Consider the following 23,155-nt stretch of genomic DNA (forward strand, 5'->3'; position numbering starts at 1 on the left):
TTTAATTTACTCCTTTGGGCTTATTTTTTTCTTCAATTAAGCTCTTTAGCTTGTCCACCGCTTTACCAAGCCCTCCCACTTCATCAATTATTCCGTATCTTACCGCATCTTCACCAATAAGAACTGTACCGATATCCCTGGCTAACTGTCCTGTATTAAACATTAATTTACGTAGATTTTCCTCCGTTATTTTTGAATGGTTTACAATAAATTTAATAACCCTATCCTGCATTTTATCCAGGTATTCGAAGGTTTGAGGTACACCGATCACAAGACCTGTTAACCTGATTGGATGTATTGTCATGGTAGCCGTTTCTGCTATAAAAGAATAGTCACTTGCAACGGCAATGGGAACTCCTATGGAGTGCCCGCCTCCTAATATTAAGGAAACTGTAGGTTTACTCATGCTGGCTATCATTTCAGCTAAAGCAAGTCCTGCTTCCACGTCCCCACCAATTGTATTTAAAATAATCAAAAGACCTTCTATTTTTGGATTTTGCTCAATAGCTACCAATTGAGGAATAATATGTTCGTATTTTGTAGTTTTATTTTGAGGTGGTAAAATTATATGTCCTTCTATTTGTCCAACAATAGAAAGACAGTGAATATTGCTTTCCGAACGAGGTATATCCGTTTGTCCTAATTGATTAATTGTATCGGTGACAGAAGTTTGTAAAGGAATTTCTTGAGTTGGATTTTCTTTTTCTATATTTTTGGAATTATTTCTATTAGTAAAGGCCATAGTATTTTCATCCTTCCAAATAAATATTCTATCTAATATTAGCCTTTACTAATAGTAAATCTAATATTCATATGATATTTTATACTTCCATTATAATCGGAAGTATCATTGGCCTTCTCCTTGTCTGCTCAAAAAGAAATTTCCCCAAGGCTTCCCGGACTTCAGATTTTATAGATGACCATTCGGTAATATTTTCCTCCTGACATTTTTTTAATTCCTGTTTTACAATATCTTTCGCCTGTTCTATAAGCTGTTCAGATTCTCTCACATATACAAAACCTCTGGAAATAATATCCGGTCCTGCAACGACTTCGGTAGACTCTTTATCTATTGTAACAACGACAATCATTATACCATCCTGGGCTAATTGTTTTCTATCTCTTAATACAATATTGCCTACATCTCCCACACCAAGACCATCTACCAGAACTTTCCCGGCTGTTACCTTTCCGGAGAATCTTGCACCATCTTTTGTAAATTCTATAATTCGTCCGTTTTCAGCGATGAAAATGTTTTCTTCAGGTATTCCCACTTCTTTTGCCAGGTTTGCATGATGGATAAGGTGCCTGAATTCCCCGTGGACAGGTATAAAATACTTGGGTCTTACTAAATTGATCATTAATTTTAATTCTTCCTGGCTGGCATGACCGGAAACATGTACTCCAGAAATCTTTTCATATATCACATCAGCACCCTGCTTAAAAAGATGATCAATTGTTCTTGCTACAAGTTTTTCATTGCCGGGTATAGGTGTGGCTGCTATTAATACCGTATCGCCCGGTAAAATTTCTAACTTTTTATGTTCCGACATAGCCATTCGAGTTAAAGCAGACATTGGCTCTCCTTGACTACCGGTAGTTATAATCACTATCTTATTCTCGGGAAGATGGCTTATTTCGTCGAGTTCCAGTATCATATTTTCGGGAAGATTAATGTACCCTAAACTTTCTGCAATAGAAACAGTATTTACCATACTTCTTCCAACAATTGCTACTTTTCTATCGTATTTAAAAGCTGCATCTACAACCTGCTGAATTCTATGTATATTCGATGCAAAGGTGGCTACGATAATTCTTCCCTTGGCCATACCAAATATTTCCTCTATGGTAGCTCCTACTACTTTTTCGGACATGGTATAACCCGTTCTTTCGGCATTTGTGCTATCCGATAGCAATACTAGTACTCCTTTGCTGCCCAATTCAGCCAATTTATGAAGATCCGCAATTTTACCATCTACAGGGGTTTGATCAAATTTAAAATCCCCTGTATGACAAATAGTACCAACAGGAGTATGAATAGCAATGCCTAAGGAATCCGGTATGCTGTGATTTACACGAAAAAAATCCACCGTAAAATTGCCTATTTTTACAGTTTGAAGGGGATTTACCACATTCATAGAAATATTTTTTTTGATTTTATTTTCCTTTAATTTGCCTTCAACCAGTCCCAGGGTAAGTTTTGTCCCAAATAAAGGAACATTTAATTCTTGCAATACATAGGGAAGAGCGCCTATATGGTCTTCATGCCCATGTGTTAATAAGATGGCTTTTACGTATTCGCGATTTTCCTTTAAATATGTGATATCAGGAATTACCATATCGATTCCAGGCATGTCTTCTTCAGGGAACATCAATCCCGCATCAATAACCAGTATTTCTTTTTCGTATTGAATTACAGTCATATTTTTACCTATTTCTCCAAGACCACCAAGAGGTATAATTTGAATCTTTGGTTCGTTTTTTGACAAAAAATAGCACCTCCAATACAATATTTTTATATTTTATTTCCGTAATTAGATTTCTCCAACTCTATAATAATAATATCCGGTCCAATCCTTTTTATAGAGTTCCATGGAATCTGTATGTAGTTTTTTATACCAAAAGAAAAAAACCTGAACTTACCCGGCACTAAGATATATTCTATTTTTCCCGTTAACTCATCGAATATTAAATCAATATAACCGTTGTTTCCCATTTTTTCGCCATTTTCTAAGTTTATTATTTCTTTACTGCAAAGCTCGCTTAACCTCATAAACATGCCCCCCTTCATTTATATTCTATGGGGGCAAAAATAATTTTAATACTAAAATTTTATAGGTTTATATACCTGTATGTCCGAAACCTCCCTTTCCTCTTTCGGTAATATCTAAAACATCCGCCTCAATAAATTCAGCTTTTATAACTTCTGATAATACCATTTGTGCTATTCTATCTCCCCTCTTGACTGTAAAATCATATTTTCCGTGATTTATTAAAATTACTTTTACTTCCCCCCGATAATCTGCATCTATTGTACCTGGAGAATTAAGAACTGTAATGCCGTATTTCAAGGCTAATCCACTTCTGGGGCGAATCTGCGCTTCATATCCTTCAGGTAATTCCAATATAAATCCGCAGGGAATTAATTTTATTTCCCCTGGTTTTATTATCACTTCTTCACTTACCGCAGCAAAAAGATCCATTCCAGAGGAAGACGGGGTCATATAAGAGGGAAAAGGTAAATCTTCACAACCCTTAATTTTTTTTATTTTTATTGTTACTTTTTTCAATTATTCGCACCTCATCCAAACCTTATAATCTTTTAAAATAAAGTATATAAAATTCAAAAGTAGTTTGCAACTTTTTCTTAAGTTTCCATTTCACTCTAATAATTCTCCTACCGGAACAATTAAAAATCCTTTTGATTTTAAATTTTCAATTATTACAGGAAGAGCTTCTAGGATATCTTTTGTAGGATGCATTAAAACGATCTTACCATTATTTGCATTTTTTAACACTTTATTTATAATATAATTTGCTCCTGGATTTTTCCAATCTATGGTATCTATTGACCATAATATTACTTTATAACCCATTTCTTCAGCAGCTTTGATAGTATCTTTTGAAAATTCACCATAGGGTGGAGCAAATAACTTTGTTTTTTCACCGGTAACTTTTATTAGTACCTGTTCACATTTTTCAATTTCCTTTTTATTTTCCATCAAATTCAGTTTGGCATGATGAGCATGGCTGTAACCGTGATTCCCTATTTCGTGTCCTTTTTCTTTAATTTCTTTTACCAATTCCGGGTATTTTTCTGCCCATCTTCCTTCAATAAAAAACGTGATTTTAATTTTATTTTTATCGAAAATTTCCAGCATCTTTGGCAGATACTCATTTCCCCATGCTACGTTGCAGGTAAAGGCTATCATTTTTTTTTCGGTATTCAACTCATATATTGGATTTAAAGTCTCGGTATCTTTATACCAAAATACCTCTGTTTTTATTACGGTCCATAATGTAATAAAAATTATTAATAGAATTATTTTTGAGAAATACCTGGGGATGCTAAAAGAAATGACTTTCATAAATTTAGCTTTCCCCCTATATAAAAGTTTTTAATAAAATTTATTATAAATTTATAAAAAAAATGACTAAAAAAGTACATAAAAAAACATAAACCGATTTCATCGGTTTATGCATTTGCTTTATTTTTTGGAGTTTCAGGAAAAACATCTTTATGGGATAAATTAATTCTTCCCTGCTTATCAATATCCGTGACCTTTACCAGTATCTCATCTCCGACATTTACTACATCTTCCACTCTTTTAACCCTTCCTTTAGCAAGTTTTGATATATGCACAAGACCTTCTTTTCCCGGTAATATTTCTACAAAAGCTCCAAAATTTGTTATTCTCAGTACTTTGCCCAAATAAACCTTACCAACTTCTACATCTTGAGTGATTCTATTAATCATTTCTAAGGCCTTTTCTCCAGCTTTTTCATTAGGTGCTGCCACGTATATTCTTCCATCATCTTCTATATCAATTTTTACTCCCGTTTCAGATATTATCTTGTTTATCGTTTTTCCACCGGGTCCTATAACATCCCTTATTTTTTCAGGATCAATTGTAATAGAGAAAATTCTGGGGGCATAAGGAGAAAGTTCTTTTCTCGGCTCAGAAATCACTGAAAGCATTTTTTCAAGAATGTAAAGTCTTCCTTCCCTGGCTTGAGCCAGAGCCTTTCTCATTATTTTTTCGTCAATTCCTTTAATTTTTATATCCATTTGTATTGCAGTTATTCCCTTTGCTGTACCGGCTACCTTAAAGTCCATATCACCTAAAAAGTCTTCTATACCCTGAATATCAGAAAGTATAGTAAAATCTTCTTCCTCTTTTATAAGACCCATTGCAATTCCTGCAACAGGAGCTTTTATAGGAACTCCCGCATCCATCAATGCTAAGGTTGAACCACATACACTCGCCATAGAAGTAGATCCATTTGAGCTTAATACCTCGGAAACAAGTCTAATTGTGTAAGGGAATTCTTCTTCAGGAGGTATCATTGGTTCTAATGCTCTTTCTGCCAGAGCGCCATGTCCAATTTCTCTTCTGCCAGGTCCCCTAAGAACTCTTGTTTCACCGGTACTATAGGGTGGAAAGTTATAATGATGCATATACCTTTTTGTTTCTTCCAGATCTAAGCCATCAAGGATTTGAACATCTCCAAGAGCACCTAAGGTAGCAACTGTTAAAACCTGAGTTTGTCCCCGGGTAAAAAGTCCTGATCCGTGAGTTCTTGGTAGAATTCCCACTTCGCAAGAAATTGGCCTTATTTCGTTGCTCTTACGCCCGTCTGGCCTTACTCCTTCTTTGGTAATCATTTTTCTAACTTCTTCTTTTAAAATATTATACAGTATATCCGATATTTCCTTTTCCCTTTCTGGATAAATCTCTGCAAAATGAGTTAGAGTATCTTCCGTAATTTTCGAAAGATACGCTTCTCTTTCCTGTTTTTCATATATACGAATAGCTTTTTGTATTTCTGGGGTGGCAAAATCTCTAACAGCTTTTTCCATTTCGGCATCAATGTTAATAGGAGGTATTTCCATTTTAGGTTTACCTATTTTAGCTATTATCTCTTCCTGAAAGGCTACTATTTTTTTAATTTCTTCATGTCCAAAAAGTATTGCATTTAACATTTCTTCTTCTGTAACCTCATCCGCACCTGCTTCCACCATTAAAATAGCATCTTTTGTTCCTGCCACTACTAATCTCAAGCGACTTTTCTCATGTTGCTCCACGGTAGGATTGATAACAAACTTTCCGTCAATTAAACCAACCGAAACAGCTCCTACAGGACCTTCAAAAGGAATGTCAGAAATACAAAGAGCTAAAGATGCACCATTGATAGCAAGAACATCCGGAGTATTATCCTGGTCTACGGATAAAATAGTAGCAATAATTTGAATATCATTTCTCAAATCCTTCGGAAATAAAGGTCTAAGGGGCCTGTCTATCAAACGCGCTGAAAGTATTGCTTTTTCACTGGGTTTTCCTTCTCTTTTTATAAATCCGCCGGGAATTTTCCCAACTGCGTATAACCTTTCCTCATAGTCCACTGTTAGAGGTAAAAAATCCACCCCTTCTCTCGGTTCCTTTGAAGCGGTTGCGGTAACAAGAACAACAGTATCACCGTATTTTGCTAAAACTGCTCCATTTGCTTGTTGAGCAAGTTTCCCTGTTTCAAAAACCAATGTCCTTCCTGCTATTTCTGTATTAAATATTTCCAACTAATTATTGCCTCCTTTCTTCCATTAAAAACCATAATTTTTATTCTACATTAAATATATTTTTTCCTTCTTTTTTTTAAAAATTAAAGCGGGGAATCCCCGCTTTTTTATTTTCTTAGATCTAATTTTTCTATTACGGATTTATAACGTTCAAAATCTTTTTCTTTTAAATAATTAAGAAGGGCTCTCCTCTTACCTACCATCTTTAAAAGTCCTCTACGAGAGTGATGATCCTTTTTGTGAACCTTAAGGTGCTCGGTTAACTGATTTATTCTTTCGGTAAGAAGAGCTATCTGTACTTCCGGAGATCCCGTATCATTTTCATGTACTTTAAATTTACTTATCAATTCCTGCTTCAATTCCTTTGTTAATGCCATTTTTTCACCTCCTAACTTCTTTTAATCCCCTATTGCCCAGTAACCTATTGGAGGTAATGGATTACCGCGCAAGGGTTCATAAACATTTTTCGTAAAATATTATAACATATGTTATCCCTTTATACAAGAAATTCTGGAAAAAGATGCTCCTCTCAAAATTTCCCTTGCGGTAATTATATCATTTTTAATTTGTTCAGCTAAGGCATTGGGAGTCTCAAACTTTTTTTCATCCCTTATTTTTTTTATGAAAAATACCTCTACCTGTTCTCCATATATTAATTTCGTAAAATCAAATATATGGACTTCCAAAATAGGATTTTTAATATTCCTATCCATGAAAGTTGGGTTTATTCCTATATTAGCTATACCTTCATATAATTTATCGTTATTAATTTTTATATAAACGGAATATACTCCAAAAGATGGCAATACAATTCCTTCAGGAATTTCTATATTGGCGGTGGGAAAACCAAGCTTTCTCCCCAGAGATTTTCCCTTTATTACTCTTCCTTCAATACTGAAAGGACGGCCTAAGAGCATCTGGGCTTTTTCCATATCGCCTTCTTTAATAAACATTCTTATTTTTGAGCTACTAACTATCTCTCCTTCTTTTTTTACCGGGGGTATAACAATGGTTTCGAAGCCCTTTTCCTTCCCAATATTGGATAATTTTTCCACATTTCCCTGGCCGTTATATCCAAAAGTAAAATTATAACCAACTACAATTAATTTTGCCTTCATCTTTTCAAGGAGTATTTTTTCAACAAACTCTTCCCAATTCAATCGCGATAATTCATAGGTGAAAGGAGCAATAACTAATAAACTAATTCCCATGCTCTTTATAATAGAAATTTTCTTATTTAGTGTATCAATTAAAGAAAAATCTTTTTCAGGAAATAAAATTTTAGACGGATGGGGATCAAAGGTAAGTATTGTGGAAACAAGATTCCTTTTTCTTGATTCTTCTTTTAAAACGGTTATAAGCCTCCTGTGTCCTAAATGAACACCGTCAAAATTTCCCAACCCTACGGCAGTATTTTTTTCTGTTGAAAAATTTTCTATATCTAAATATGTTTTCATTATCATCTCGACCCTCAAATAAAAATTTTATGGAACTTTATAATTTTTCTATCTGAATCTAATTTGCCTATGCCAAAAAAAACATTATTTTTATCATAAAGCATATAAAAATCTTCATTAGATTCCCTAAAATCCTTTAATAATTTTTCTAAAGGTATAAAATTTCTTTTTAATATCTGTTCTTTTTCATAAGGAATTGTAACTTTTTTCATTATTCTATTGAGCATTTTATCCACAGGCAAAAGAAATCCATTTATTTCATTTGTTCTGTAATATTTTTCAATTTCTTCGAAGGTGACCGATTTTTCTAAGGAAAATGGGCCGGATCTTGTTCTAATAAGTAATGACATATGTGCGCCGCATCCTAAATCTTTTCCAATATCTTCACATAGAGTCCTAATATAAGTACCCTTCGAACAGTGTATTTTGATCCTTGCTCTTGGATTTTTAAAATCAAGTATTTTAATAGTGTATATATATATTTTTCGTGGCTTTCTCTCAATTTCCAATCCCTTTCGGGCGTATTCATAAAGTTTTCTGCCTTTTACTTTAATAGCCGAATACATCGGAGGAATTTGTTCTATCTCACCAATATATTTTGAAATAACATTTCTAAAATCTTCCAAGGTAATTTTTGAAGGATCTTTTTCATCAATTAAATTCCCAAAGTTATCTCCTGTATCATAAGTTTTACCCAGGGTGATTTCTGCTATATATTCTTTATCGCAGTTTTCAAAGTATTCAATTGCTCTGGTAGCCTTCCCGATAAATATTGGAATTACCCCGCAAGCGCCGGGGTCCAACGTGCCACCATGACCTATACGTTTAATGGAAAAAACCTTTCTTAAATAAGATACCGCATCGTGGGAAGTAATACCCGGTGGTTTTATTAAATTAATAATTCCCTCCATTTTTACCCTCTTCCATATACTCTTCTATGATTCTTAATACCTTTTTTTCTACATCTTTCATATTTCCTTCCAACATACAACCGGCAGCCTTCGCATGGCCTCCCCCGTTCATTTTTTTTGCTATTTCACTAACATCTATCCAACCGTTTGACCGCAAGCTAATTTTTATTTTATTATCTTCCCTTTCTTTAAAAAGCAAGGCTATTTCTACACCCTCTATGCTTCTTGCATAATCAATCAAACCTTCGGTATCTTCCTCCAAGGTATTTGTTTTTTCCAACATCTCCCGGGTAATGGTTAGCCAGGCAATTTTTCCATCATCAGATATCTTTAAGGTATTTAATGTATCCTTTAAAAGTAAAATAGTATTGAGACTGTTTTTCTCAAATACCTCCCAGCTCACCCTATCGGGTTTAACTCCTAATTCTACAAAATCTGCTAAAGCTCTAAGGGCTGAGGGTGTGGTATTCGAATGTTTTACAGAACCCGTATCGGTAATTATTGCAGTATATAGACAAAGCGCAATATCATAATTTATTTTTACATTAATTTCCTTAACCAAATTATAAACCATTTCCCCTACCGAGGAAGCTGAAGGGTCAACGTAATTTAAATCTCCAAACAGCACATGGCTTTTATGGTGATCAATATTTATTATTATATTCGCGTAATTTTTTAAGGGATTCTTAAAACCTATCCTTTCGGAATCTGCGGAATCAAGGCAGATAATAACATCCTTTTTGCCCGAAAGAGAATTTTCGTTTACAATAGATTTTGCATGGGGTAAAAATAAATAACGCTTTGGGATACTATCGTTTAAAACAGGAAATACTTCTTTGCCCAAATTATCTAAAGCTAAGGTAAGTCCCAGCAGTGATCCTATAGCGTCTCCATCGGGAGTTAAATGAGAAGTTATTATAAAACTTTTATTATTTAATATTGTATCCTTGATGGATATTATATCCATATTTTATTCCTCTTCCTTTGTTTCTTGTGAAATATCTTTGAGCAGTTTACTGATATGAATCCCATATTCAATTGATTCATCTAATTTGAAAGATAGTTCAGGCAAAAACTTAATTCTAATCCTTGATCCCAATTCTTTCCTGATAAACCCTTCAGCTTTTTGTATAGTTGAAATTATTTCTTCTTTTTCACTCTCATTACCAAATATACTTAAAAATATTTTTGCATGTCTTAAATCCTTTGATACTTCTACCTTGGTTACAGATATAAGTCCTTGTATACGGGGGTCTTTTAGATCATTATTTATAATTTCACTTACAGCTTTTTTAATTTCTCCTGCTATTCTATCGGTTCTTGAGAATTCCACCTTTTTTCCCCCTTTATCTTACTTTAATAATTTTGGATTAATTATTCTACCTTTTTATTTACAAATGCTTCAAGAACATCGTCCTCTTTTATATCATTAAATTTATCTATTGCAATTCCGCATTCATATCCGCTTGCAACTTCTCTGACGTCTTCCTTGAACCTCTTTAATGATGAAATTTTACCTTCGTAAATAACCACGCCATTTCTGATAACCCTGATGTTAGCATTTCGAGTAATTTTGCCATCTACTACATAACACCCAGCTACGATACCTACATTAGGTACTTTAAACAGCGCTCTAACCTGTGCATGACCGATAACTACTTCTTTGTATTCAGGTTCCAATAAACCTTTCATTGCGGATTGTAAATCCTCAATTAGTTCATATATGATTCTATAAGTTCTTATATCTATGTTTTCCTTTTCAGCCAATTTTCTTGCATTAGAATCGGGTCTTACATTAAATCCAATAACTACAGCATTGGAAGCTGATGCCAACAGTATATCGCTTTCATTTATAGCGCCTACTCCACCATGTATTATCCTTATTACTACTTGATCATTAGAACATTTTTCAATAGCTTGTTTTAAAGCTTCTAAAGAGCCGTGAACATCCGCTTTTATAATGACGTTTAGTTCTTTTACTTCTCCTTTTTTAATTTTATCAAACAATTTTTCCAGGGACACTTTTGGAGAAGTAATATCCTCTTTTTCTTTTAACAACTCCTTTTCTTTTTCAGCCATTTCTCTTGCAGTTTTTTCATCTTCGACTACTTTTAAAATATCTCCAGCTACAGGTACTTCTTCAAATCCAATTACTTCAACTGGAATAGATGGAGTAGCTTCTTTAACTATCTTTCCACGGGAATCAAACATTGCTCTTACTTTTCCCCAGGTGCCTCCTGCCACTATTATATCTCCTACTTTTAATGTTCCCTTTTGAACAATTACTGACGCTACAGGGCCGCGCCCCTTATCAAGTTTCGCTTCGATAATTACACCTACTGCAGGGCTATCGTAATCAGCTTTCAACTCCTGCATATCTGCTACAAGCAAAATCATTTCTAACAGTTGATCTATACCAATACGATTTCTTGCTGATACATTTACAAAAACGGTATCTCCACCCCATTCCTCCGGTATCAAGCCATATTCTGTCAGTTGCTGTTTTACTTTCTCTGGATTAGCATCAGGCTTATCTATTTTATTTACTGCTACAATAATAGGCACACCAGCAGCTTTAGCATGGTTTATTGCTTCAATAGTTTGAGGCATTACGCCATCATCAGCAGCAACGACTAAAACTACGATATCTGTTACGCTCGCTCCTCTTGCCCTGAGTGCCGTAAAAGCTTCATGGCCTGGTGTATCTAAAAAAATAATAATTTTACCATCTTTTTCTATTTGCGAAGCACCAATATGTTGAGTTATACCTCCTGCTTCTTGAGCTGCCACTCTGGTCTCCCTGATAGCATCAAGTAATGTGGTCTTTCCATGATCTACATGTCCCATAACTGTTACCACAGGAGGACGAGGTTTGAGGTTTCCTGCAGATTCTTCTTTTATTTTCTTTACAAGCTTTTCCTTTGATTCCTCTTCTTCTTTTTCAGCTTCATAACCAAATTCTTTTAAGAGCCTTTTTGCAGATTCAAAATCTATATCAGCATTAATATTTAACATCAAACCAAAATCAATCAATTTTTTTATCAATTTTACCGGTTCAATATTAGTTTTCTGTCCTAATTCTTTAATGGTAATCTTTTCAGGTAAAATTACCTTTTGAATCTTACTCTTTGTCTGTTCCTCTTTTTTTTCTACTTCCTTTTTGGGTTCAATAATTTTTAATTCCTTTTCTTCTTCTTTATCTTTTTTATTCTTTTTTGGCTCTTTTTCTTCGTTTATTAAATCTATAATAAGCTGAGCCATATCATCCTCAAGGCTGCTCATATGATTTTTGACATCAATGTCTAAATCCTCTAAAATGGTCATTAATTTTTTACTGGGAACTCCTAATTTTTTTGCGAGTTCATACACCCTTACCTTTGTCAATATTCCCCACCTCCGATTTTAAATGAGCTCCTACGTATTCTATGATTTTTTTTGAAAAATAGTAATCTTTTATACCCAGTATTTTCCTTTCATCTTTTCCAATAGATTTACCCAGATCGTATGAATTACCAAAAATACAAAACGGCACATTGAACCTTTCACACATATCTTTAAAATATCTTTTTGTTCCTTCCGAGGCGTCCTGTGAAATTATTACTAATTTTATTTTTTTTAAAGGGATTAGTTTTTTCACAAGGCTCCACCCGGAAACTATTTTTCCTCCTTTTTGAGCAAGGCCCAGGAGAAAATAAATATTACAAGGCTTCACTTTTTATAACTTCCTCCTTAAGCCTTTCAATAGTATCTTTATCTATACTGCAATCCAAAGCTTTTGAAAGCCTATCTTCATTTAAAGCTTTATCAAAACATTTGGGATCCCTGCAAAAATAAGCTCCTCTTCCAGACTTTTTACCGGTGAGGTCTACAAAAATACTTCCATCAGGAGCTCTTACAACCCTAATTAATTCTTTTTTTGGTTTCATCTGCTTACATCCCAAGCACATTCTTTGAGGGATTTTTTTAGGACTCAAGACAATCCCCCCTAAGATTTATTTTGCGGTTTAATATCAATTTTCCAGCCCGTTAATTTCGCAGCAAGACGAGCATTTTGTCCTTCTTTTCCAATTGCAAGGGAAAGCTGATTATCTGGAACAATCACCCTTGCTGTTTTGTTATCTTCATCTATATCTACTTTCAATACTTTTGCAGGGCTTAAAGCGTTTGATATATATTCAGCAGGATCTTTACTCCATTTTATTATATCTATTTTTTCACCTTTGAGTTCATCCACAATTGTTTGAACTCGGGTACCTTTTTGACCTACGCAAGCTCCTACGGGATCCACATTTTCATCTCGAGAATGAACAGCAATTTTTGTTCTTGATCCTGCTTCCCTGGCAATACTTTTGATCTCTACAATTCCTTCATAAATTTCAGGTACTTCTAATTCGAAAAGCCTCTTTATTAATCCTGGATGAGAACGGGATACGGTAATCTGTGGCCCTTTTGTAGTTTTTTTAACTTCTAAAACATATACTTTTATCCTTTCACCGGTATTATACACTTCATTGGGAATTTGTTCAGTCGGTGGTAAAATAACTTCCGTCTTCCCCAAATCTATTATAACATTTTTTTTCTCCGTGCGCAGAATAATACCTGTTACCAGGTCTGTTTCTCTGCCTGCAAATTCTTCGTAAATTATATTTCTTTCAGCTTCTTTAATCCTCTGCATGACTACCTGTTTAGCGGTTTGAGCTGCAATTCTGCCAAAATTTTTTGGCTTTACTTCTACTGAAATTATATCTCCCACTTTTACCAAAGGATTAATTTTTTTTGCTTCAATAAGACTAATCTCCAAAAGAGGGTTCGAAACATCTTCTTTTACAGTTTTCTGAGAGAATACTTTTACTTCGCCAGTTTCTCTATCAATATTGATTTTTACATTCTGAGTCGTCCCGTAATTTTTTTTATATGCTGAAACAAGGGCTGCTTCAATTGCCTCTATGAGAATTTCTTTATTAATTCCTTTATCTTTTTCAATTTGTTCCAGTGCTTCAAGAAATTCAATATTCATCTTTACCTCTCCTGTTCGTCAAATTTGAAATTAAATTTAAGTCGAGCAGAGGAAATTTTATCTTTCGGTATATTAAAATTAGTGTCCTTTTCTTTTAAAACAATTACTCCATCAATAAAATCTACTAAAATGCCCGTAAAGGATTTTTTACCTGATATTGGTTCAAAGGTTTTTACTTCTATCTCTTTACCTTTAAATCTTATAAAATCGCTGTCTTTTTTTAGCGGCCGCTCTACACCTGGAGAAGAAACTTCAAGAATATACCTTTGAGGAATAGGATCGTAAATATCCAGCAGTCTGCTTATTTCTTCACTCACCTCCTGACAATCGTCTAAGGTTACTCCTCCCGGTTTATCGATATAATACCTTAAATACCAATTACCTCCTTCTTTAACAAACTCAACATCCACCAATTCGTAATTTTTTCCCTTTAATGCTTCGTCAGCAATATTTTTAGCTTTTTCTAAAATAAGATTTTTCTGCATAATACCGTACCACCCTTTAAAATAATTTAAAAGAGTGGGAGAAAACCCACTCTATTACTAATCTTCCAAAATTAATCTCATTTTATTATAGCACATTGAATATTTTTATACAATATTCAAAAAAGACAAATCTGATCGGTTTCCCTTAAACCACCGAGAACCCCGTTTTTTCTTAATATTTCAATAACATTTTTTGTTACTCTTGTCCTTATTCTTAGATCTTCTATTGATGTGAAAGGAGCTTTTTGTCTTTCTTCAAAAATGCTTAACGCAGCGGCAATGCCGAGGCCGGGTAGAGTTGTTAAAGGTGGTAAAATACCTTCATCAGTAATAATAAATTTTTTATAATGAGAGTTATATAAATCAACGGGCAAAAATTCTATTCCCCTCAGATACATTTCATTCGCCACTTCCAGAATTGTTAATAAATTTTTTTCCTTTGCTGAAGCTTCCTTATCCTTACTTTCTATTTCTTTAATAGCTTCTTTTATAGCTTTATGTCCTTTTAAGATCAATTCCCCATCGAAGTCATCTGCCCTTACCGTGAAATAAGTGGCATAAAAAGCCTTTGGATAATATACTTTAAAATAAGCAATTCTAAAAGCCATAATTACGTAAGCAACTGCATGAGCTTTTGGGAACATATATTTTATTTTCTTGCAGGATTCAATAAACCATGGTTCTACGTTATTTTTTTTCATAATTTCCTCTTCTTCGGGTTTTAATCCCTTTCCCTTTCTTACCCTTTCCATTATATTAAAAGCGATTTTAGGCTCTACTCCTTTTTCTATAAGATGTAGCATAATGTCATCGCGGGTAGCAATTACTTCCTTCAAAGTTGCTATTTTGTTTTTAATTAGATCTTGAGCATTGTTTAACCATACATCTGTCCCATGGGATAAACCGCTGATTCTAACAAGTTCGGAAAAAGTAGTGGGTCTTGTATCTTCCAGCATCTGTCTTACAAAACGAGTTCCAAATTCCGGCACCCCTAAGGTTCCTACTGTAGTTCCGACATCCTCTGGATTTAATGACAAAGGTTCCAAACTGGAAAATATACCCATGGTTTTCCTGTCATCTAAGGGAATTTCTCTTGCATTTACCCCGGTTTCTTCCTCCAGCAGCTTTATCACAGTAGGATCGTCATGTCCCAGCAGATCCAATTTTAAAAGCCTTTCACTTATCGAATGATAATCGAAATGGGTAGTGATGACTCCTGATTCCCTGTCATCAGCCGGGTATTGTATAGGGGTAAACTCATAAATCTCTTTATCTTTGGGAACTACTATTAATCCGCCGGGATGTTGACCGGTTGTTCTTTTTACTCCCGTTATTCCCTGCGCTAACCTTTTAATTTCACACTCGGGGAAATTTAATTTATTATCATTTGCATAGGATTTTACAAAACCGTAAGCCGTTTTCTCGGCAATTGTAGATATAGTACCTGCCCTGAATACGCTATCTTTTCCAAAAAGCTCTTCTGTATACTTGTGAGCTTTACTTTGGTATTCTCCTGAAAAGTTAAGATCAATATCCGGTACTTTATCTCCTTCAAAACCCATAAAAACTTCAAAGGGAATATTAAATCCGTCTTTTTTCATTTTACTTGAACAATTTGGACATAATTTGTCCGGAAGATCTGGCCCTACAATTCCTTCATTGTTCTCAACAAAAATAGTTTTCTTGCATTTAGGGCACAAATAGTGAGGCGGTAAAGGATTTACTTCGGTGATTTCACACATGGTAGCTACCAGGGAAGATCCAACGGAACCCCTTGAACCTACTAAATAACCGTCGTTCAAAGATTTTTTCACAAGTTTATGAGCAATTAAATATATAACCGAATATCCGTTATTTACTATGGAATTAAGCTCTCTTTCAATTCTTTTTTTGACAATTTCCGGGAGATCCTCTCCGTAAATTTCTTTTGCTCTCTTATAAGTCATATTTATTATTTCTTCTTCGGCCCCATCTATTTTTGGGGGATATAATTCATCGGGAACTGGTTTTAAATTATCTTTTATAAGTTCGGCAATTCTCCTTGGATTCTCAATTACTACTTCGTAAGCCGGGCCGTCACCCAAATATTCAGCTTCGGATAACATTTCCTTTGTGGTTTTCAAATATAGCATGGAGCTTTTATCATAATCCTGATATCCCTGAGCATTGAGCAGGATCTTTCTAAAAATTTCATCTTCAGGATTAATAAAATGGGCATCACTGGTCATAACTACGAATTTATTTAATTTTTTTCCAAGGAGGTAAATTTTTTTATTTATTTCTTTCAATGTCTCCTCGCTTTTTACAATACCTCTTTGAACCATAAAATAATTATTTTTTAAAGGTTGAATTTCCAGAAAATCATAAAAAGAGGCAAGCCTTTCAATATCCTCTTCAGAATGATAATTTAAAAGAGCCTGAAAAAGTTCTCCCGATTCACATGCCGAACCTATCAAAAGACCTTGTCTCATGGAATTAAGCAGAGATTTTGGTATCCTCGGATGCCTGTAAAAATAATTTAAATGAGATATAGAAACCAATTTGTATAAATTATAAAGTCCTGTTTCATTCTGAGCAAGAATAATCGCATGATAAGAATTTATATTACACGGCGTATTTAATGTGTTTAAATCGGAAAGTTTTAAGGCTCCTTTTTCTTTTGCTCTTTTTATTAATTCTATAAATATAAGTGCCAGGGCATTAGCATCATCTGTGGCCCTGTGGTGATTTTTTAGCTTAATGTTTAAATACTTTGCCACAGTATCCAGCTTATGGTTTTTAATATCTTCAAGAACCATAGCCGATAAAGCAACGGTATCAATGACACTATTTTTAAAGGGAATGCCCAGTTTATAAAAGTCCCTTCTTAAAAATCCTGAATCAAATTCTGCATTGTGAGCTACGAATACAGCATCTTTAATAAAATCTTTAAACTTGTATAAAGCTTCGTTAAGAGGAGGGGCATTTTCCACCATCGCATTTGTAATCCCGGTTAAGCTGGAAATACTTGATGGAATAGATTTTTTAGGCTTTATAAAAGTATGAAAGGTGTCGATAATTTCTCCTTTATATATTTTTACAGCTCCAATTTCTATTATTTCGTCAGAATCCATTGATAGGCCTGTTGTTTCAATATCAACGGCTACATAAAGAAAATCATCAATATTTCCTTCCGGTGGGAATGCAATTACTGGAAATTGGTCATCAAAGATATAGGCTTCCATTCCGTAAATAGGCTTTACGCCCGAATTTATAGAAGCTTCGTAAATCTCAGGAAAAGCTTGTACAACCCCATGATCTGTAAATGCTATAGCTTTCCAACCCCAATTTTTTACCATTTCTATTACTTCTTTTGGGGAACAAATCGCATCCATCGAGGAAAATTTAGTATGTAAATGAAGCTCAACCCTTTTTTCTTCTGCTTCATCCTTTCTCCAGGGTTTTTCGGAAAGTTTTATATCATAAGGTATCAATTCGTATTCCTGTGTAAATTTACTTTGTTCAATCTTGCCTCGAATTTTTAAATACTGTCCTTCTTCTAAATAATTAATTAACTCTTTTTTATCTTTTTTCAAAAATAATTTAACCGGTAAAGAAGCCGTATTATCAGTAATTGCGAAGGTTACAAGCAATCCTTCATTTTTCAGTTCTTTTACTTGTACATCGAAAATTTTCCCTAATATTACAACTTCTTTCTCTTCACCGGCAATTGCATTGATATTGATCGGTGGTTGTTCAAAGTCTTTTCCTAAAATAACATCAATCTGCTTTTTTTGTTTTTTATCTTTTTCACAACTTAAATCCATTAAGATAGATTCAACAATTTTTCTTTCCTCTTCTTCGAAATCATAATATTCAACTTCTAACTTTTCTTTAAATTCTACATTGATTTCAATACCGTACCTTAAAAAAAACTTTTCGATAAAGTCCTTTGCTCTTTTTTTTTCTAAATACTTATTACCATTTTTTTCTACTATGATCTCCAGTACTCCATTTTTATATTCCCAGCTCGTATTTATTAAAAATATTCTGGTGGAAGGGTATTTCTTAAAAAGCTCTTCTTTGCAAGTTTCCCAGTTCTCTTTAATTACTTCTATCGCAACCTTTTTATCACAGTTTTTGTTTGTTTCTATAAAATTTAAGTTAATATTTGCATTACAGCCAATTTTTTGTTTAATATCTCTTGTAATTTTATTAATTATCTCTTCTTTTAAAGGATCTATGCCTTCCAAATATATATCAACGCTCTGTTGTTTTTTATTTATTTCTACTTTTTTAACAATTGTACTTTTTATAATTAAAATTTCTTTATCATTATAATTTGATAAAGAAACAATTTTAAATAGATCTAACATAGTTCTTCCTCCGGCCAAATTAAATATCGATACATTGAACACCTTCAATAGCCGACAATTTCATTATAACATCCTCTATTTTTACATTTGCTGGTAACCTTACAGTAAGATTTATATTTACTCTATCCTCATCTAAATTTTCCATTTTGATATTTCTTATACTTATTCCGTATTCTCCCAAAACCGTACCAATTTTTCCCAATTGTCCCGGTTTATCCGAAACAGTGACATATATGTTATAAAGTAGCCTCCGATTAATGAATACCGCTTCTATTCTGGTAAGGGAAATAAGTGTAATAAAAGTAAAAATTGTAGCAATTATAGCAGCAGAATAAAAGCCGCAACCTATAGCAAGTCCAATGGAAGCTACAGTCCACAGGCTTGCAGCCGTGGTTAAACCCTTAACAGTAGGTCCAACTCTTATAATTGTTCCTGCACCCAGGAATCCTATACCACTTACTACTTGTGCTGCAATCCTTGAAGGGTCTGTAGAGGTAAAAGCTCTAAATTTTTCAAATATAAATATTGAAACCAGCATTGTTAAAGTCGATCCTACGCACACAAGGACATGTGTTCTAAAGCCGGCCGGCCTATTTACACTCTCCCTTTCAATTCCTATGATACCTCCAAGAATTATCGATAAAAGGAGACGAGTCACCACTTCACTTTGAGTAATCATTTAATACACCCCGAATCTAAGTTTTATAAACACCCTTAATATATCATAGTACATTTTCAAACGAGCAAAACTTCCTCTAAAAAATCCCCTTTTTTCTTCCTTCATTACATGGGTTAAATCGTATAAATCTACCATTTTTACTTTAAAACCTTCTTTTTTCGATAAGATTGTTAACGCCATTTCTAAACCGTAATTATCAGCAGGATAAGTTATTAATTTTTCCATTACCTCTCTTTTCATAGCCCTTTGTCCCGATAGAAAAGGGGTTATTTTTTGCGCTAAATCAGTGGCCCCTCTCCCGTTTTTAAAAATTCCAATACTCATGTCTGCTTCCATTTTTTTTACTGGTTCAATTAATTTTTCTATATGCTCTTTTTTTAAGCCTACCAGATCTGCATCTAACATTAAAATAATTTCCGATTTAGTAGATTTATACCCTTCTAAAATAGCCGAAAATTTGCCTTTATTTTCTTTTATGTCTAATACTTTAATCCCCAGGTTTCTTCCTACTTGTGAAGTATTGTCAGTAGAACCGTCACTAACTAAAATAATTTCATCGCATAGACCGCTTTCTATAATCGTTTTTAACACCGATCCTACCGTCCGTTCTTCATTATATGCTGGAACTATAGCTGCCACTGACATGGTAACCCTCTCCTTTTATCATAATTTACATGAAAAAATAATCTAATCAAGCAAAAAAAATTTATCACAGAGTATTAAAAAATTCAATATTAATATTATTAAATTCTATTTCAAAGGACTTTCCAGTTTTTCTTTCTTTTATTTCAACTTTTCCTTCTTTAATAAATTTATTGCCAATTATAATTTTATACGGTATACCCAGCAAATCTGCATCCTTGAATTTAACTCCCGGGCTATCTTCCCTATCGTCAATAATGACATCCAAATACTTTATTAATTTTTCATAAATTTCCTTTGATGCATTAAGAATAGACTCATTTTTTACATTTATTGGGATAATGTAGCAAAGAGCGGGAGAAAACTCCGGGGTAAATATCAATCCTTCAGAATCCCTATTTTTTTCAGAAATTAAATAAAAGAGATTAAATAAATCTATTTTCATAGAATTAAAGGTTATATTATTTTCCTTGGATGTCGAAAATTCTACAACTATTTGACCCTCAATTATTTCCATTGGTCTATTGCAGACAGGGCAAAGGTCATTATCTTTATTTTCTTTAATGTCGCAAACGATATCAATCTTTATATCTTTTTCCGGAATAACGTCTATTATATGGTAATCTTCTTCATTTGCACCTACTACTGCTTCCTTCATGTCAATAATATCCCTATCAGCTATGACTTTCATGTCAAGCCCAATAGGCCCAGCAAATCCCATTTTGGTGTGGCCAAAATTTATTATTTCTTCTTCATTGGCCAAAGTAACTTTGTAAGCACCTAAAACTCTTTTCAACTTTTCTTCATTTATATTCCTTGAACCTTTTACAAGAGCAGCTATGTACTCTTCCTTATTATTATTATAATTAACTTTGTAAATCATTGTTTTGATAGTCTTTTCTGGAGAAATATTTAAGAAGCTACAAAGTTCGGAAATGGTCTTAATACCAGGTGTATAAACCTTTTTCATGCTTTCATTCTTTTTAAGTTTCTTAGGCTCAATTTCTTTTTTATAACTTACATAATTTAAGGAGTATGAATTTGAGCACCCCGGACAATGTAAAAAAGCAAAATCTCTTTTTTCCGAGGAAAAAGAATAAATTATTTTTTCATTACTTTCTGCTACAGTAAAATATTTTTGGCTGATAATTTTTTGCATAAAATAATCTAAAATTTGATTTAATATTCTGGGCAATTTTGGAGTAATGTTTGTGATTTCATAGGAATAGAGGGTAAAATCGTTTAAAAAGTAAAAGTTTAAAGGAAGGATTTTTTCATTGTAGATTTCTCTTTTTATATCTTCTATGGAAGGTTCAAATTGATATATTTTTTGAAAATTTTCGGCTTCTATTCTATTTATAATTATTTCTTTTATTTTATCCAAAATTTTTACTCCCAGGGAATAAAAGGTCAGGGTTTCCCCTGACCTTAGTAATCCGCTTTTATACAAGAGTTTTTCGGTATCGTATTTTAAACCGGCAGGGATATTAAATACGCTCTTTGGGAATATTTCGGTTGCTTTCATTCTCCTTTCACCTCGAATTAATAGGATTTTGCAAAATAGACCATTTTTTCTGCTTCCTTTCCACACACTACGCATCTATCAGATAATTTTTCCTGTTCAAAAGGTATGCAACGGAGTGTGGCACCCGTCTGTTCTTTAATGTATTTTTCGCAATCGCCATTGCCACACCACATCGCCTTGACAAACCCTCTATAATTTTCAATTAAATTTTTCAATTCCTCAAAGTTTAAAGCTACCCTTGTATTTTCTTCTCTATATTTTTTGGCTTGTTCAAACATATTTTTTTGAATATCATTCAGGAGATTTTTTATATATTCCACGGCATCTTCCTCGGCAACAAAATTCTTTTCGAAAGTATCTCTCCTTACCACCACTACTTGGTTATTTTCAATATCCTTAGGCCCTATTTCTAACCTTACGGGTACTCCCTTCATCTCCCATTCGTTAAATTTCCATCCGGGAGTATATTCATCTCTATCATCAAGTTCAACCCGGAATTCGTTCTTTAATAGTTCGTATATTTCTTTAGCTTTATTCAAAACTAAATCTTTCTTTTGACCAAAAATGGGAACTATTATGACTTGAATTGGTGCTACTTTGGGCGGTAATTTTAATCCACGGTCATCGCCATGAGTCATTATAATCGCACCTATTAATCTCGTAGATACACCCCAGGAGGTTTGCCATACGTATTTCAGCTGTCCGTCCTGGTCTAAAAATTGTATGTCAAAAACTTTGGAAAAATGTTGCCCCAAATTGTGAGAAGTACCTGCCTGCAATGCCCTCCCATCACTCATCAAGGCTTCAATTGTATAGGTTCTCAGTGCACCAGCAAATTTTTCATTTTCTGATTTTCTTCCTTTAATTACAGGTATGGAAAGTTCCGATTCCACAAAGTCTCTGTATACTTCCAGCATCCGTAAAGTCTCTTCTTCAGCATCTTCTTCGGTTCGGTGGGCTGTATGACCTTCCTGCCATAAGAATTCAGCGGTCCTTAAAAAAGGTTTCGTACTTTTTTCCCATCTTACTACATTACACCACTGATTAATTAGTACAGGCAAGTCTCTATAAGATTTTATCCATTTTGCATACATGCTACAAATAATTGTTTCCGAAGTAGGTCTTACGGCAATTCTTTCCGCCAGTTCTTCCTGCCCACCATGAGTTACCCATGCAACTTCGGGGGCAAAACCTTCCACGTGTTCTGCTTCTTTTTTAAGTAAAGATTCGGGGATAAAAACAGGAAAATATGCATTTTTATGTCCGGTATCTTTAAAACGCTTATCCAAAAGTTTTTGAATGTTTTCCCATATTGCATATCCATAGGGCCTTATTACCATACAGCCCCTAACCGGTGAATAATCAGCCAATTCTCCTTTTAAAATTACATCTACATACCATTGAGCAAAATCTTCACTGCGCGGGGTAATTTCTTTAACAAATTTTTCTTCCATAACAATACCTCCTTTATAAAATTAAAAAACCTTCGCCTGAAGGGGCGAAGGTTATTCGCGGTACCACCCTATTTGGTACTCATTAGAGATAACGGCGTTTGCCGGCAAAAGCAGCTCGGGAGGTGGGTTCGAAAGTCCCTTGCGGCGACCCTTTCAGCCTTTGGGGTGCGCTCTCTTTTCGCAGGTAAACTTTCTATTAGCCTCCGTCATTACCTTTAAATTTTTAATTTGTATTATATTTTATTAAAATTTTACATATTTGTCAAACACTTTTACCCTTGAGCTTTTTGCTTTGTACCATTTTTTTAATTTCTATCACAAATTTATTGCAGTAT

At 33.9% G+C, this 23,155-nt stretch carries 21 protein-coding genes; all 21 read right to left on the reverse strand.

Translation table 11 applies throughout. The annotated features are described in order from the left end of the window. Window position 1: 1 nt before the first annotated feature. The 21 genes from ACPLOV_RS09385 to proS all read right to left on the reverse strand — a co-directional run bounded on the left by ACPLOV_RS09385 (window position 2) and on the right by proS (window position 22,820). Complete coding sequence (locus tag ACPLOV_RS09385; protein ID WP_424908843.1) at window positions 2–742, reverse strand: ClpP family protease; 741 nt, start codon at window positions 740–742, stop codon at window positions 2–4. Window positions 743–821: 79 nt separating this feature from the next. After that, complete coding sequence (locus ACPLOV_RS09390) at window positions 822–2,489, reverse strand: ribonuclease J (protein ID WP_424908844.1); 1,668 nt, start codon at window positions 2,487–2,489, stop codon at window positions 822–824. A gap of 26 nt (window positions 2,490–2,515) precedes the next feature. Further along, window positions 2,516–2,773, reverse strand: a complete 258-nt coding sequence (locus ACPLOV_RS09395) for a YlmC/YmxH family sporulation protein (RefSeq protein WP_424908845.1) — start codon at window positions 2,771–2,773, stop codon at window positions 2,516–2,518. 67 nt (window positions 2,774–2,840) lie between these two features. Then, window positions 2,841–3,290, reverse strand: coding sequence for a dUTP diphosphatase (gene dut, locus ACPLOV_RS09400; protein ID WP_424908846.1), 450 nt, complete (start codon window positions 3,288–3,290; stop codon window positions 2,841–2,843). Between the two features lie 90 nt (window positions 3,291–3,380). After that, window positions 3,381–4,088 carry a polysaccharide deacetylase family protein gene (locus ACPLOV_RS09405; protein WP_424908847.1) on the reverse strand — a complete coding sequence of 236 codons (708 nt, stop codon included), beginning with the start codon at window positions 4,086–4,088 and terminating at the stop codon, window positions 3,381–3,383. A gap of 107 nt (window positions 4,089–4,195) precedes the next feature. Continuing rightward, entirely contained in the window at window positions 4,196–6,295 is a 2,100-nt protein-coding gene (locus ACPLOV_RS09410) for a polyribonucleotide nucleotidyltransferase (RefSeq protein ID WP_424908848.1), read from the reverse strand. A gap of 107 nt (window positions 6,296–6,402) precedes the next feature. After that, window positions 6,403–6,672 (reverse strand): 30S ribosomal protein S15, encoded by a 270-nt coding sequence (rpsO, locus tag ACPLOV_RS09415; protein ID WP_068748522.1) that lies wholly within the window; start codon window positions 6,670–6,672, stop codon window positions 6,403–6,405. Window positions 6,673–6,783: 111 nt separating this feature from the next. Beyond that, window positions 6,784–7,758 (reverse strand): bifunctional riboflavin kinase/FAD synthetase, encoded by a 975-nt coding sequence (locus ACPLOV_RS09420; RefSeq protein ID WP_424908849.1) that lies wholly within the window; start codon window positions 7,756–7,758, stop codon window positions 6,784–6,786. A gap of 8 nt (window positions 7,759–7,766) precedes the next feature. After that, window positions 7,767–8,663 (reverse strand): tRNA pseudouridine(55) synthase TruB, encoded by an 897-nt coding sequence (gene truB, locus ACPLOV_RS09425; protein ID WP_424908850.1) that lies wholly within the window; start codon window positions 8,661–8,663, stop codon window positions 7,767–7,769. Continuing rightward, complete coding sequence (locus tag ACPLOV_RS09430; protein WP_424908851.1) at window positions 8,647–9,630, reverse strand: DHH family phosphoesterase; 984 nt, start codon at window positions 9,628–9,630, stop codon at window positions 8,647–8,649. The genes truB and ACPLOV_RS09430 overlap by 17 nt, the downstream gene beginning before the upstream one ends. A 3-nt stretch (window positions 9,631–9,633) precedes the next feature. After that, entirely contained in the window at window positions 9,634–9,996 is a 363-nt protein-coding gene (gene rbfA, locus ACPLOV_RS09435) for a 30S ribosome-binding factor RbfA (protein ID WP_424908852.1), read from the reverse strand. A 41-nt stretch (window positions 9,997–10,037) separates the two neighbouring features. Then, window positions 10,038–11,987: a translation initiation factor IF-2 gene (infB, locus tag ACPLOV_RS09440; RefSeq protein ID WP_424908861.1), complete on the reverse strand. Its 1,950-nt coding sequence runs from the start codon at window positions 11,985–11,987 to the stop codon at window positions 10,038–10,040. 37 nt (window positions 11,988–12,024) lie between these two features. Continuing rightward, a complete protein-coding gene (locus ACPLOV_RS09445; RefSeq protein WP_424908853.1) occupies window positions 12,025–12,375 on the reverse strand; it encodes a L7Ae/L30e/S12e/Gadd45 family ribosomal protein in 351 nt (116 codons plus the stop codon). Beyond that, the gene (gene rnpM, locus ACPLOV_RS09450; RefSeq protein ID WP_424908854.1) at window positions 12,362–12,637 is read right to left on the reverse strand and encodes an RNase P modulator RnpM; all 276 of its coding nucleotides are present in this window, start codon (window positions 12,635–12,637) and stop codon (window positions 12,362–12,364) included. Before rnpM ends, ACPLOV_RS09445 begins: the two co-directional genes overlap by 14 nt. Window positions 12,638–12,648: 11 nt before the next feature. Continuing rightward, window positions 12,649–13,680, reverse strand: a complete 1,032-nt coding sequence (nusA, locus tag ACPLOV_RS09455) for a transcription termination factor NusA (RefSeq protein ID WP_424908855.1) — start codon at window positions 13,678–13,680, stop codon at window positions 12,649–12,651. Window positions 13,681–13,682: 2 nt separating this feature from the next. Further along, a complete protein-coding gene (rimP, locus tag ACPLOV_RS09460; protein WP_424908856.1) occupies window positions 13,683–14,165 on the reverse strand; it encodes a ribosome maturation factor RimP in 483 nt (160 codons plus the stop codon). Between the two features lie 116 nt (window positions 14,166–14,281). Continuing rightward, window positions 14,282–18,520 (reverse strand): PolC-type DNA polymerase III, encoded by a 4,239-nt coding sequence (locus ACPLOV_RS09465; protein WP_424911068.1) that lies wholly within the window; start codon window positions 18,518–18,520, stop codon window positions 14,282–14,284. A 19-nt stretch (window positions 18,521–18,539) separates the two neighbouring features. After that, complete coding sequence (locus tag ACPLOV_RS09470) at window positions 18,540–19,199, reverse strand: MgtC/SapB family protein (RefSeq protein WP_424908858.1); 660 nt, start codon at window positions 19,197–19,199, stop codon at window positions 18,540–18,542. Beyond that, the gene (locus tag ACPLOV_RS09475) at window positions 19,200–19,844 is read right to left on the reverse strand and encodes a glycosyltransferase family 2 protein (RefSeq protein ID WP_424908859.1); all 645 of its coding nucleotides are present in this window, start codon (window positions 19,842–19,844) and stop codon (window positions 19,200–19,202) included. A gap of 64 nt (window positions 19,845–19,908) precedes the next feature. Continuing rightward, window positions 19,909–21,366, reverse strand: coding sequence for a YbaK/EbsC family protein (locus tag ACPLOV_RS09480; RefSeq protein WP_424911069.1), 1,458 nt, complete (start codon window positions 21,364–21,366; stop codon window positions 19,909–19,911). A 17-nt stretch (window positions 21,367–21,383) separates the two neighbouring features. Continuing rightward, window positions 21,384–22,820, reverse strand: coding sequence for a proline--tRNA ligase (proS, locus tag ACPLOV_RS09485; protein ID WP_424911070.1), 1,437 nt, complete (start codon window positions 22,818–22,820; stop codon window positions 21,384–21,386). Window positions 22,821–23,155 lie beyond the last annotated feature (335 nt).

This window comes from Thermovenabulum sp., from assembly GCF_049723235.1.
Taxonomy (GTDB): Bacteria; Bacillota; Thermosediminibacteria; order Thermosediminibacterales; family Thermosediminibacteraceae; genus Thermovenabulum.

Excerpts from the sequence above, each read along its gene's own strand:
- ACPLOV_RS09385 (WP_424908843.1), bottom strand. The coding sequence starts at position 742 with ATGGCCTTTACTAATAGAAATAATTCCAAAAATATAGAAAAAGAAAAT.
- ACPLOV_RS09395 (WP_424908845.1), bottom strand. The coding sequence starts at position 2,773 with ATGAGGTTAAGCGAGCTTTGCAGTAAAGAAATAATAAACTTAGAAAAT.
- ACPLOV_RS09405 (WP_424908847.1), bottom strand. The coding sequence starts at position 4,088 with ATGAAAGTCATTTCTTTTAGCATCCCCAGGTATTTCTCAAAAATAATT.
- rpsO (WP_068748522.1), bottom strand. The coding sequence starts at position 6,672 with ATGGCATTAACAAAGGAATTGAAGCAGGAATTGATAAGTAAATTTAAA.
- ACPLOV_RS09420 (WP_424908849.1), bottom strand. The coding sequence starts at position 7,758 with ATGATAATGAAAACATATTTAGATATAGAAAATTTTTCAACAGAAAAA.
- truB (WP_424908850.1), bottom strand. The coding sequence starts at position 8,663 with ATGGAGGGAATTATTAATTTAATAAAACCACCGGGTATTACTTCCCAC.
- ACPLOV_RS09430 (WP_424908851.1), bottom strand. The coding sequence starts at position 9,630 with ATGGATATAATATCCATCAAGGATACAATATTAAATAATAAAAGTTTT.
- infB (WP_424908861.1), bottom strand. The coding sequence starts at position 11,987 with ATGACCATTTTAGAGGATTTAGACATTGATGTCAAAAATCATATGAGC.
- nusA (WP_424908855.1), bottom strand. The coding sequence starts at position 13,680 with ATGAATATTGAATTTCTTGAAGCACTGGAACAAATTGAAAAAGATAAA.
- rimP (WP_424908856.1), bottom strand. The coding sequence starts at position 14,165 with ATGCAGAAAAATCTTATTTTAGAAAAAGCTAAAAATATTGCTGACGAA.
- ACPLOV_RS09465 (WP_424911068.1), bottom strand. The coding sequence starts at position 18,520 with ATGTTAGATCTATTTAAAATTGTTTCTTTATCAAATTATAATGATAAA.
- ACPLOV_RS09470 (WP_424908858.1), bottom strand. The coding sequence starts at position 19,199 with ATGATTACTCAAAGTGAAGTGGTGACTCGTCTCCTTTTATCGATAATT.
- ACPLOV_RS09475 (WP_424908859.1), bottom strand. The coding sequence starts at position 19,844 with ATGTCAGTGGCAGCTATAGTTCCAGCATATAATGAAGAACGGACGGTA.
- ACPLOV_RS09480 (WP_424911069.1), bottom strand. The coding sequence starts at position 21,366 with ATGAAAGCAACCGAAATATTCCCAAAGAGCGTATTTAATATCCCTGCC.
- proS (WP_424911070.1), bottom strand. The coding sequence starts at position 22,820 with ATGGAAGAAAAATTTGTTAAAGAAATTACCCCGCGCAGTGAAGATTTT.